Here is a 12,048-nt window from a genome sequence, read left to right as displayed (position 1 = left end):
TCCCGGCGCGGTCGCCGATCCGCGCGGTCAGTCGGCGACGCGGATCGCGCGGACGGCCATGAACTGGCGACCCGGCAGCGGCACGCGCACGCTGGAGCGGTGGGTGCCTTCGAGGCGCTCCACCGTCATGTTCCAGGTGTCGATGACGTCGATCGTCCATTCGCCGTCGCCGAGCACGACGTTGCGGAAGCGGGGACGGTTGAAGCCGAAGTAGCCGACCCGGTGGGTGTCGGTGCCGCCCCACGGGACGTCCCAGTCGGAGGGGAGCGGGTCCCAGACGCCGTCGGGCGCCTCGGCGAGCAATCCCTCGAGGAACCCGATGCGCTCCGGCGACGTGCCGTGCAGCACCCCGCCCTTCGACCACCACAGCACGTCGTCGGCAAGCCCCAGCGCCGAAGGGAGGTACGTCTCGCCGTGGCCGACGTAGCCGCCGCGCACCGCACCCTCCCAGAACCGGCGGACCATCTCCTCGCCTGTGATGTTGCCCCAGCCCTGGTCGATGTCGCCTTCGTAGGCGCACTCGTCGATCACGACGGGCTTGCCCCAGTTCTCGCGCCACTGGTCGGTGTTCTCGGCGGTGCGGTAGACGTCGACGCGCTGGATGCTGACGTGCGTGATCCAGGGCTTCGCGTAGTCGTAGAGCGGGCGGCAGTTGTGGATCGAGTTGAGATGCCCGAACGGGTCCTCCTCACCGACGACGGCTGCCAGGCGCTCCCAGTCGGCGCCGGTCTTCGACCACAGCAGGTCGTACTCGTTGGCCATCGACCACCACACGTTCGAGAATGCGGCGAGGCGCCGCACGGCGTAGCGCAGGTAGCGCTCGTCGACGGCGGGACCGAGGTCGGCGAAGCCCCACCGGTCGTACGCATGGAACAGGATGAGGTCGGCCTCGATCCCCAGCTCGCCGAGCTGCGCGATGCGCTGCTCGAGCCGGCGGAAGTGCGCCGGATCGAACCGCTCGAGGTCGAAGCCGGCGTCGAGCGAGCCGGGGAACACGAAGTCCGCGGGCTCGTTCGCGTTGAAGAGGTACGACTTGGGGAACAGGCACATCCGGATCTTCGTGAACGGCGCCGCCGCGAGCGTGCGCAGAGTCTGCTCCTGCAGCTCGTCGCTCTGATGCGTCCACGCGTACGCCGTGGTGCCCAGCGGACGATGGCGCGTGCCATCGGCGTGCCGGAAGTGGAATCCGTCGACCCGCACCGGCCCATGTGCGCCGTCGCGCGCTCCGGTCACGGTGAGCGTTCCGCGGAGACCGTCCAGCGACCGCGCCGTCGAGCGCGTGACGAAGGTCCAGTCGCCCTCGGCGTCGGCGAGCGCGCGCACGAGGTACCGCCCGTCTCCGTCGTAGAAGCCGCCGACCCGCACGGTCGAGCCGTCGGGCCGTGTGAGCACGGCGTCGAGTTCGACATCGACGAACGGGTTGCCGTGGCTCGGCCCGTCGAGGCGCACCTCGAGCACGCCCCACTTCGCCGTCGGGGAGGGAAGGACGACGGATGCTGAGCCCCGAGCGACCTTCCCGCCCTCGTAGGCGGGATCGGGTCCGATCGCCGGGGCGTACGGGGCACGCGCGTCGTCGCCGTCATCCAAGGCGGCGAGGGCGTCCCACAGACGCGCCTGCGCATCGGGGTCCTCCAGCGCGGGCACGAGGGCCACGAGCTGGCCGAGTCGCGCGCCGCGGAACTGCGCCGCCATCGGCGACGCGGCGATGCCGGGGAGGTGGGTCTCGAGCACGGCGCGGCCGGCGGGACTGTCGAGGGTGTCTCCGAACGTGGAGGCGCGGTCGAACATCGTGGGTCGTTCCTTCTGTCTCGCGGGCGGGTCGGGGCGTCAGTGCGCCGTGGCGGAGCGGATCGCGGTGTCCACGGCGTCCCGCAGAGCCGGCGGCGTGAACATGAGGGCGGTCGCGACCGGGCGTCCTGCGGCCCAGCGGGTCTCGGTGCGCACGGTCCGCGCCCGATCCTCGTCTGCCTCGCCGAGCGTGTCCAGCAGCGCCTGATAGGCGCGCGGGTCGTCGATCACGTCGGCGAGGGAGGCGGTGAGACCCGGCAGGGGTCGCAAGGCGGGTGCCTGCTCCGCCGGGACCCGCCATTCATGCCGCCCCGAGCCCACCTCGGCGAGAAGCGGCCCTCCGGGGAGGTCCACCTCGGCCGTGGTGTTCGGCGGAACCTCGGCGGTCACGACGACCTCGTCGCCCTGACGACGCCACGACACGGATGCCTCGCCGTACGGCGTCACATGCCGGGCCGACGCGTGCTCGAGTGCCGCGAGCGGCCGCGGCGCGATCCGCAGCCGGCGGTAGCCCGGCTCGGCGGGCGCGAGCCCGGCTACCGAGCGGTGCAGCCAGTCGGCGACCGCGCCGAGGGCGTAGTGATTGAACGACGTCATCTCGCCGGGGTTCACCGAGCCGTCGGGCAGGAGGCTGTCCCACCGCTCCCACACCGTGGTCGCGCCCATCGTGACCGGGTAGAGCCACGACGGGCACTCGGTCTGCAGGAGCAGGCGCTCCGCCGCGGCGAGCCTGCCGGCGCGTGTGAGGGCGTCGGCGACCAGCGGGGTCCCGACGAAGCCGGTGCCGATCCGGTAGCCGCCCTCGCGCACGAGTGCGGCGAGACGCTCGGCGAGGGCGTCGCGCACGCCCGGGTCGGTGACGAGGCCGAACTCCAGTGCCAGGGCGTAGGCGGTCGGGGCGTCGCTCATCATGCGACCGGCGGGGGTGACGTACTCGGCGACGAAGGCGGCGCGACTGCGCTCCGCGAGTGCCGCGTAGGCCGCAGCATCCGTGTCCTCTCCCAGAAGGGACGCGGCGTCGCTGACGTGGCGCAGCGACCGGGCGAGGTACGCCGTCGCGACGATGTCGCCGTCGACCTTCGCCTGACCGGGCTTGTCGGGCGGGGCCGATGGGTCGAGCCAGTCACCGAGCTGCATGCGGCCGGCCCACAGGCCGCTGTCGCCCGCGTCGCGGAGCACGGCGTCGACCCACGCCTTCATGCTCGGGTACTGCGCGGCCAGAACACCGGTGTCGCCGAAGCGCTCGTGCAGCACCGTCGGCACGACGGTCGCCGCGTCGCCCCATGCCGCGGTGGGCCCGAGCCCGCCGAACGAGGGAAGCGCGGCGGGGACGACGACGGGCACCGTTCCGTCGTTGCGGGCCTGCTCGAGCGAGAGATCGCGCAGCCACGACGTCAGGAAGCCGTCGACGTCGTAGAGGAAGCTCGCCGTGGGCGAGAACACCTGGATGTCGCCGGTCCAGCCCAGCCGCTCGTCACGCTGCGGGCAGTCCGTCGGAATCGACAGGAAGTTGCCGCGCATGCCCCACACGACGTTCTCGTGCAGCCGGTCCAGCTGGGCGTGTGACGAGGCGAACCAGCCGGTGCGGACCAGATCGGTGTGCAGCACGACCGCCTCGACCTCGGACGGATCGACGTCGTGGCCGGTCACCTCGGCATAGCGGAAGCCGTAGAACGAGAACCGCGACTCGAGCACATCGTGGGCGCCCGAGAGGTCGAACGTCGCGGTCGCGCGCGCGTTGCGGAGGGGACGGATGCCGAGCTCGCCGTCTTCGAGGACCTCGGCGTGACGCACCACCACGCGCGCGCCGGCGGCCCCCTTCACGCGCAGCCGCACCCGGCCGACGAGGTTCTGGCCGAAGTCGAGGATCCGCCCGCCGGAGGGCGTCTCGATGACGTCGACGACCGGCAGCGTCTCGGTGCGGCGCACGGGCGGAGCGACGCGGGCTTCGGGCACGGGCACGTTCTCGTACCCGGGAAGGGCTGCGGCCCCCACGCGGGCGGGGCTCCAGCCGGCATGCGACATCGCAGGGGCGGACCATCCCGTGATCTGCCGCCGCAGGTCCTGATGCTCGCCGGCGTAGATGCCGCTGTCGACGACGGGGCCGTCGCCGGTCGCGCTCCACCCTTCGCCGGTCGCCGCCAGAGTCTCGGACGAGCCGTCGGTATACGTGACGCGCAGCTGCGCGAGGAACGACGGGTGCGTTCCGTAGAGGCGGTTCGTGAAGGTGAAGAAGCCGTACTTCTCGGTGTACCAGGCGCCCGCGATCGACGCGCCCAGCACGTTCTCGCCCTCACGGACGAGGGCGGTCACGTCGACGGTCTCGTGCACCAGACGGTCGCGGTACGCGGTCCACCCGGGGGAGAGCACGTCGTCCGAGACGGGCGTGCCGTTCAGCTCCGGCTCGGCGACGCCGAGTGCGGTCCAGAAGAGCACGGCGCGCTCGACGGGACGGTCGACGGTGAAGCCCGTTCGCACCAGCGCGGGCTGCGCGTCGCGCTCGGGTGCGGCCAGGCCGATGGGCTGAGCCGCCCATTCGCCGTCGGCGAGGAATCCCGCCGAGACCTCGCGCGGCGCACTCCACGGCGTCGAGCGACCGTCGGTGGCGTGCACCCGGACCCGGACCTCGCGCGTCTCACCGGCGGCGAGCGGCGCGAACGGCCACGCGACGAGCACCGAGTCGCCGCTGTCGTGCGAGACGGTCTCGATGCCGTCGGTGATCTCGGCGCGGGCCTGGATCCAGCCCGCCGTGGCAGAGACGGTCCAGGTCAGTCGGGGCGCAGACGTCGCGACGAACGCGGTGTCGTCCCGGAGCTCCGCGCGCAGCGTGGCGACGCTGACGAGCGGGGTGTGGAGCGTGGTCACGAGGTTCCTTCGGAGGTGAGTTTCAGGAGGACAGCCGGATGCCGAGTTCCCGGGCGAGCGCCACGGCACGGGGGTCGGCGCCGCCTGGCCACGGGCCGCGCGCGATCGTCCACGCGAACGCCAGACCGGTGTCGGGGTCGACGCAGGCGAGCGCTCCGGCCGCGCCGTCATGGCCGAACGAACGCGGACCGCCGAACGCCAGCTGCTGCGACGGCTTCTGGAACACGATCGCGTGCGCACGGTCATGCTGGTGGAGCACCTCGTCGTAGCCCCGGATCTGCTGCTGGCCGATCTCAGCCACCGCGTCGGCGCCGAGGAACGGCTCGGCGCCGTCGACGCCCGTCACCGCCGCGGCGAACAGGCGTGCGAGGCCGCGGGCGGTCCCGGTGCCCGAACCGGCCGGATGGCCGTACTCCCAGCTGCGCCGGGAGTTGGCGAGGTCGACCTCGCCGCCCATCGAGCCGAAGACGACCGGGCCCAGCGCCGAGAAGGTCGCCGTGGTGGTGTCGGACACCGGCCTGATCATCGGCAGCACGTCGACGCGGCGATGCTCCTGTTCGGTGGGCAGGCCGAGGAAGAAGTCGACGCCGTGGGGCGCGCGGATCTCCTGCTCGTAGAACTCGTGGAGCGTTCGGCCGGTCACCCGGAAGACGAGCTCGTCGCCGAGGTTGCCGATCGTGATCGCGTGGTAGCCGAACGCGCCCCCCGGGTGCCAGAACGGGCGGCTCGCGGCGAGCCGACCGGCCGCCGCGTGGTGGTCGAGCAGCTCGTCCCACGTGAGCGCGGGCGCAGCCTGCGGCAGACCCGCCTGGTGGGAGAGCAGCTGACGCACCGTCACGTGCTGTTTGCCCTTGGCGGCGAACTCGGGCCAGTAGGCCGCGACACGCTCGTCGAGGTCGAGCTCGCCCCGCTCGACGAGCAGGCCGACGGCGAGGCCGATCGTGTTCTTCGTCACCGAGTACGGGACGATGACCGAGTCCTCTGCCAGGTGCGGTCCGCCCCACGCATCGAGCACGGGGCGCCCGTCGTGGAACGCGGCGACCTGGAACGACAGGTCGGGATCGGCGGCGAGCAGCCCGTCGAGGCGCGCGACGACGTCGTCGAGGCGTGGGTCGGCGCTCCCGTTCAGGTGGGCGGCGTCGACCGGCTTCACGCGACGGTCCAGTCGATCGACAGGGGCAGGTCGGCCACCGAGGCGCCGACGCGGAGCGTGAACGCTCCGGGCTCGACGACCCACTCGCCGGCCCAGTGCGCGAGGCGACGCTGCGGAACGGGCACGGTCGCGGTCACCGTCTCGCCGGCGGCGGCGTGCACGGTGGCGAACCCGACGAGCCATCGCTCGGGGCGCTCCACGCCCGAGGCCGTGCGCTCTGCGTACACCTGCACGACCTGCTTGCCGGCGCGGTCGCCGGTGTTCGCGAGCGTGACCTCGATTGTGTCGCCCGCGCGCCGTGCCGCCCCCCACGACCACGTCGTGTAGCCGAGGCCGTGGCCGAACGGGAACGCCGGCTCGGCGCCCGCCTTCAGCCACGCCCGGTAGCCGATGTGCAGGCCTTCGCGGTATTCGAGGCGCCCACCCGTGGGCACGACTTCGATCACCGGCACGTCGGCCAGCGCGGCCGGCCACGTCGTGGGGAGGCGCCCACCGGGCTCCGCGGCACCCGTCAGGACGTCTGCGACGGCGTGCCCGAACTCCTGACCCCCGAAATACCCCTGCACGACGGCGGCGACTTCGCCCGCCCACGGCAGCACGACCGGCGAGCCGGCGTTGACGACGACGATCGTCGGGGTGCCGGTCGCCGCGACCGCGCGCACCAGATCGTCCTGGCGGCCCGGGAGGTCGAGGCTGGTGCGGTCGTAGCCCTCGGACTCCACCTTCGCGTTCGTGCCCACCACGACGACGGCGATCTCGGATGCCTCGGCCTCCGCCACTGCGCGCGCGATGAGCTCATCGGGGTCGGTGCGCTCGGGGGCGATGCCGAGCGTGGCGCTGAGCGCACCCGACAGCGCGCCGTGGCGCTCGCGCGTGAACTCCACGCGGACCGCCGTCTCGCGGCCGGCCTCGACGGCGACGGTGGCCGTGACCGAGGGCGGGTTGAGGAAGGCCGCGCCGAGGTCGGCGCCCTCGATGACGGGCGAGTCGTCGAGCACCAGGCGGCCGTCGACGTACAGCTTGCCGGGGTTGGCGCCGGCGAAGCCGAGCTCGATCTCGCCGGTCTCGGAGGGAGTGAAGAGGGTCTCGAACACCACCGTGGCGCTCGCCGCGATGGGCGCATCCCCGCCGAACCACACCAGGGCCGTCGAGCGGCGGTTCTCGGCGAACAGCTCGGTGCCGTCGGAGTCGAAGAAGGCGACGCGCACGCCCGCCTCGCCCGTGGCGGGGTTCGTCAGCTGCGCGAGCGGGATCTCGGCGACCCCCTCCTGCACCACGGCTCCGATCGAGAAGCGGACGTCGGCGCCCGGCACGGCGGCGCGGATCGCGTCGAGCGGCGAGACCACGGCCTCGGGGATCACGGTGGCGCTGCCACCGCCCTGCGTGCGCGCCTCGCGCGCGTTCTGACCGATGACGGCGACGCGGCCGAGTGACGCGGCATCCAGCGGCAGAACCCCGTCATTTCGCAGCAGCACGGTGCCTTCGACGGCGGCGGCGCGCGCGAACGCGGGGCCGTCGAGCGGAGCGGGCTCGAGCGGTGTGGCGTCGCCGAGTGCCCCGACCCGCTCGGCGAGGAGCAGCAGGCGCAGGACCTTGCGGTCGAGGTCGGCCTCGGCGACCCGCCCGTCGCGGATCGCATCGACGAGTTCGGCCCATGCCGGTGCGGGGCCGGGCATCGCGAGGTCCTGCGCCGCGGGCACGGAACCGAGCGAGCGGACGGCGGTCCAGTCGCTGATGACGACGCCGTCGAATCCCCACTCCGAGTTGAGCGGCGTCTCGAGCAGGTCGTTCTCGGTCATGGTCACGCCGTCGACCGCGTTGTAGGCGCTCATGATGGCCCAGGCGCCGGCTTCGACGGCGCGCTCGAACGGGGCGAGGTACAGCTCGCGCAGCACGCGCTCGTCCACACGCACATCGACGGTGAACCGGTCGGTCTCGGAGTCGTTGGCGACGTAGTGCTTGGGCGTCGCGGCGACGCCGTTGTCCTGCAGGCCCCGCACGTACGCGGCGGCGAGCTCGGCGCTCAGCTCGGGGTCCTCGCTGAAGCACTCGAAGTGCCGGCCGCCGAGCGGCGACCGGTGCAGGTTGATCGTCGGCCCGAGGACGACGTCGACACCCTTGCGGCGGGCCTCGGATGCGGCGGCCGCCCCGTAGCGGTAGGCCAGGTCGACGTCCCACGAGGCGGCGAGGGCCGATCCCGACGGCAGGTTGAGGGATGGGTCGCGCTCGTCCCATCGGGGACCGCGGACGCCGGCCGGACCATCCGACAGGGTCATCGCCCGCAGGCCGATCTCGGGCAGGGGAACGGTGGTCCAGAAGTCGGCGCCCTGCACGAGAGCGGCCTTCTGCTCGAGCGTGAGGCGCTCGAGCAGCGGAACGAGGTGCACCACCGAGTCCGGATGGGTGGAGGTGGCGGTGTCGGTGTCGGTCATCAGGGGAGGCTCTTTCTCAAGGGGTTTCAGGGGACGGATGCGGCGACCCGGCGCCCGTGGAAGGCGGCGGGCCGCAGCATCCGTCTTCGTCAGGCGACGCTCGCGGACGCTTCGGCGTCGAGGAGGGCGCGCCGTGCGGTGCGGCGCTGCTCCTGCTTGTCGGGGTCGGGCACGGGCGCAGCCATGAAGAGCCGCTGCGTGTACGGGTGCCGGGGCTCGGAGGTCACCCGGTCGCCGTCACCGGTCTCGACGATCTCGCCGCGGTACATCACGGCCACGCGGTGGCTGATGTGGCGCACCACCGCGAGGTCGTGCGTGACGAAGAGGTACGCGACGCCGGTGCGGTTCTGGATGTCGATGAACAGATCGAGCACGCGGGCCTGTGTCGACAGGTCGAGCGCCGACACCGGCTCGTCGCACACGATGAGCCGCGGCTCAAGGGCGAGCGCCCGCGCGATCGCGACGCGCTGGCGCTGACCTCCCGAGAACTCGCGGGGGAGGCGCCCGCGGGCGTCGGCCGGCAGCCCGACCTGATCGAGCAGGTCGCGCACGCGTCCCTTCGCCGCGCTCGACGAGACGCCCGCCGCGGTGAGCGGCTCGGTGAGGATCTGCTCGATGGTCATCGACGGGTTCAGCGACGAGTACGGGTCCTGGAACACGACCTGGATCTCGGAGCTGAGCGCCCGGCGCTGCTGGCGCTTCAGGTGCGAGATGTCGCGCCCGTCGTACATGATCGACCCTTCGGTCACCGGCGCGAGCCCGAGCGCGGCACGGCCGAGCGTGGTCTTGCCCGACCCCGACTCGCCGACGAGGCCCATGGTCTCGCCCGGCAGGATGTCGAGCGAGACGCCCTTGAGGGCCCGGAACGGCTGCGCGCGGAAGCCCTTGCCGGGGTACTCGACGACGAGGTCCTTGACGTCCAGCAGCGGGGTGTCCTGGGACGGGGCGGCCTGCACCCGGGTGTCCAGCGGAGTGCTCATGCTCGTGCTCCCTTCGTGACGAGCGGGCCACGGGCGGGACCCTCGTCGAGGATCGCGTCCAGCAGCGCCCGGGTGTACGGGTGCTGCGCGTCGTTGAAGATCGCGCGCACCGGGCCCTGCTCGACGAACCGGCCGCTCTGCATGACCGTGACCCGGTCGCACAGGTCGGCGACGACGCCGAAGTTGTGCGTGACGAGGAGCATGGCCATGTGTCGCTCGGCCTGCAGGTCGCGCAGCAGCTCGAGCACCTCGGCCTGCACGGTGACGTCGAGGGCCGTGGTCGGCTCGTCGGCGATGATCAGGTCCGGGTCGGTCGAGACCGCGCCCGCGATGAGCACGCGCTGCGCCATGCCGCCCGAGACCTCGAACGGGTAGGCGTCGAACGTGCGCTTCGGGTTCGGGATGCCGACGCGTGCCAGCAGCTCGAGCGAGCGGTCGGCGGCCGCCTTCTTCGACAGGCCGAGGTTCTTGCGCAGCGGCTCGACCAGCTGGCTGCCGATCGTGAACGACGGGTCGAGGTTCGACATCGGCTCCTGGGGGATGTAGCCGATGCGCCTGCCGCGCAGACCGGCGTAGCCGCGGTCGTCGGCGCCCGCGAGCTCGGCGCCTTCGTACAGGATGGAGCCGCCCGTGACGTGGCCGCCGCGGGGGAGCAGACCCAGCACCGCGAACGCGGTCTGCGTCTTGCCCGAGCCGGACTCTCCGATCAGGCCGTGCACCTCGCCCTTGCGGATGTCGAGCGAGACGCCGTGGACGACCTCGATGTGCGACCCGTCGGGCTGGTCGTAGCCCACGTGGAGATCGCGGACGTCGAGCACCTTCTCGGTGGCCTTGGTGCGTGCGTCGCCCTTGTGGACGATGACACCGTCGCTCTCGAAGATCGGCGGTTCGTCCAGGTCGACGACGTCGCCGCCGCTGAGCCCGACGGAGGTCGTCACCGCGGCCACCGAGCCGGTCGCGGTCGCGACCGCACGACGGCGCTTGCGGCGCACCGACACGGTGCGCTCGATCTCGTCGCGCATCACGTTGGCCAGGAGCGTCAGGGCGATGCAGGTGAGCGCGATCGCCAGAGACGGCCAGAGCATCAGCAGCGGTTCCTTGTAGATGTTCTTGAAGCCGTCGTTGAGCATCTGACCCCAGGTCGGCACGGCGATGTCGCCGAGCCCCAGGAACTCGAGTCCCGACTGGATGGCGATGGCGATGCCCGCGATGATCGCGGACTGGATGATGATCGGGGCTCGCACCACCGAGAGCACGTGGCGTCCGATGATGCGCGTGTCGCTGAGACCCGACACGCGCGCGGCATCGACGTACAGCTCGGTGCGCACGGCGGTCACCGACGCGTACACCAGCCGGTAGAAGGCAGGTGCGAGCAGGATGCCGAAGATGAACATCGAGATCCACACCGACGGTCCGAGCACGGCGCGCGCCGCGAGGAGCACCACGATGCCGGGCAGCGCCATGTTGAGCTCGGTGACCCACGTCGCCGCGCTGTTGAACCAGCCCTGGTAGTAGCCGGCGATGAGGCCGCTGATCACGCCGAGGACGAGCGCCACGACGAGGGCGAGAAGGGCCGCGGCGACGGTCGTCTGGGTGGCAGCCAGCAGGCGGGAGAAGACGTCGCGGCCGCTGCCGTCGGTGCCGAGGAGGTGCGCCGCGCTCGGCGGGGCGAGCACGTTGCGGATGTCGGCGTAGTTCGGGTCCTGCGGGGCGATCGCCGGGCCGATGATGGCGATCACTCCGAGCAGGACCAGGAAGATCAGCGAGGCGAGGCCGACGGGTCGGCGCAGCAGGCGGCGCCAGAGCGAGACGCGTACCGGGGCGACCGGTACGTCGAGGGGGACGTCGATGGCGGTCATGAGAGTCGCACCTTCGGGTTCAGCGCCGCCTGGGCGAGGTCGATGAGGAGGTTCACGATGACGACGATGATCGCGAACGCGATCACCACGCCCATCACGACGGGGATGTCGCCCAGGGTCGTCGCGCGGACCGTGAGCTGGCCCATGCCGGGGATCGCGAAGACCTGTTCGACGATGACGGCACCGCCGAGAAGGCCGATGAACTGAACGGCCAGCACGGCGAGAGCAGGCCCTCCGGCGTTGCGCAGCACGTGGCGGTAGACGACGGAGTTCGTGCTGAGGCCGCGCGCGCGGAGCGTGCGGACGTAGTCGCGCGAGACCGCGTCGATGACGGAGCCGCGCACCTGCTGCGACACCGCCGCGATCGCGCCGATCGACAGCGCCACGATCGGGAGGGTGACGGACGAGAGCCATCCCACCACCGAGGTCGTGAGTGGCACGTAGCCGGTGGCCTTGAACCAGCCCAGGTTGATCGCGAACACGAGCACGAGGCCGAGCGCGATGAGGAAGCCGGGGATGGCGAAGCCGATGAGGGAGATCACCTGGACGCTGCCGTCGACCCAACCGCCGCGGCGGGCGGCGAGGATGCCGAGGACGACCGCGATGACGGCCGAGACGATCGTCGCGCCGATGACGATCGAGAGGGTGACCGCGAGGCGGTTGCTGACGCTCGTCGAGACCAGCTCGCCGGTGAACCAGCTGCGGCCCATGTCGCCGGTGAGCGCGGAGGTGACCCAGTTCCAGTACTGCTGCAGCAGCGGCTCGTCGAGCCCCAGCTGCTCCGTCTTCTTCGCGACCGTCTCGGCGGTGGCGTTCTCGCCCAGGATGCGGCGGGCGATGTCGCCGCCCGACGCGTAGAGGAGGACGAACGCGAGGAACGAGATCACCGCGATGAGGATGACGCCCGACAGCAGGCGCCGGAGGATGAATGCAAGCATGTCGCTTCCCGTGGGTGGTGTCTCCCCGCCCGC

The 12,048-nt window shown here is 72.0% G+C and carries 7 protein-coding genes; all 7 read right to left on the bottom strand.

The genetic code is table 11. The features are described from left to right. Window positions 1-27: 27 nt before the first annotated feature. The 7 genes from JNB61_RS04950 to JNB61_RS04920 all read right to left on the bottom strand — a co-directional run bounded on the left by JNB61_RS04950 (window position 28) and on the right by JNB61_RS04920 (window position 12,015). Entirely contained in the window at window positions 28-1,788 is a 1,761-nt protein-coding gene (locus JNB61_RS04950; RefSeq protein ID WP_220338915.1) for a DUF5605 domain-containing protein, read from the bottom strand. Between the two features lie 39 nt (window positions 1,789-1,827). After that, a complete protein-coding gene (locus tag JNB61_RS04945; protein WP_220338914.1) occupies window positions 1,828-4,653 on the bottom strand; it encodes an alpha-L-rhamnosidase in 2,826 nt (941 codons plus the stop codon). 22 nt (window positions 4,654-4,675) lie between these two features. Beyond that, window positions 4,676-5,806: a serine hydrolase domain-containing protein gene (locus tag JNB61_RS04940; protein WP_220338913.1), complete on the bottom strand. Its 1,131-nt coding sequence runs from the start codon at window positions 5,804-5,806 to the stop codon at window positions 4,676-4,678. Continuing rightward, window positions 5,803-8,238 carry a beta-glucosidase gene (locus tag JNB61_RS04935; protein WP_220338912.1) on the bottom strand — a complete coding sequence of 812 codons (2,436 nt, stop codon included), beginning with the start codon at window positions 8,236-8,238 and terminating at the stop codon, window positions 5,803-5,805. Before JNB61_RS04935 ends, JNB61_RS04940 begins: the two co-directional genes overlap by 4 nt. Window positions 8,239-8,327: 89 nt before the next feature. Further along, window positions 8,328-9,218 (bottom strand): ATP-binding cassette domain-containing protein, encoded by an 891-nt coding sequence (locus JNB61_RS04930; protein WP_220338911.1) that lies wholly within the window; start codon window positions 9,216-9,218, stop codon window positions 8,328-8,330. Then, window positions 9,215-11,077 (bottom strand): dipeptide/oligopeptide/nickel ABC transporter permease/ATP-binding protein, encoded by a 1,863-nt coding sequence (locus tag JNB61_RS04925; protein WP_220338910.1) that lies wholly within the window; start codon window positions 11,075-11,077, stop codon window positions 9,215-9,217. The genes JNB61_RS04930 and JNB61_RS04925 overlap by 4 nt, the downstream gene beginning before the upstream one ends. Further along, complete coding sequence (locus JNB61_RS04920) at window positions 11,074-12,015, bottom strand: ABC transporter permease (protein WP_220338909.1); 942 nt, start codon at window positions 12,013-12,015, stop codon at window positions 11,074-11,076. The genes JNB61_RS04925 and JNB61_RS04920 overlap by 4 nt, the downstream gene beginning before the upstream one ends. Window positions 12,016-12,048: the final 33 nt, after the last annotated feature.

The organism is Microbacterium ureisolvens (genome assembly GCF_019511645.1).
Lineage (GTDB): Bacteria > Actinomycetota > Actinomycetes > Actinomycetales > Microbacteriaceae > Microbacterium > Microbacterium ureisolvens_A.
The sequence above is the reverse complement of the archived record's forward strand: the minus strand, read 5'-3'. Positions and strand labels throughout refer to the sequence as shown.

Coding starts and splice junctions, on each gene's coding strand:
- JNB61_RS04950 (WP_220338915.1), bottom strand. CDS start 1,788: ATGTTCGACCGCGCCTCCACGTTCGGAGACACCCTCGACAGTCCCGCC.
- JNB61_RS04935 (WP_220338912.1), bottom strand. CDS start 8,238: ATGACCGACACCGACACCGCCACCTCCACCCATCCGGACTCGGTGGTG.
- JNB61_RS04930 (WP_220338911.1), bottom strand. CDS start 9,218: ATGAGCACTCCGCTGGACACCCGGGTGCAGGCCGCCCCGTCCCAGGAC.
- JNB61_RS04925 (WP_220338910.1), bottom strand. CDS start 11,077: ATGACCGCCATCGACGTCCCCCTCGACGTACCGGTCGCCCCGGTACGC.
- JNB61_RS04920 (WP_220338909.1), bottom strand. CDS start 12,015: ATGCTTGCATTCATCCTCCGGCGCCTGCTGTCGGGCGTCATCCTCATC.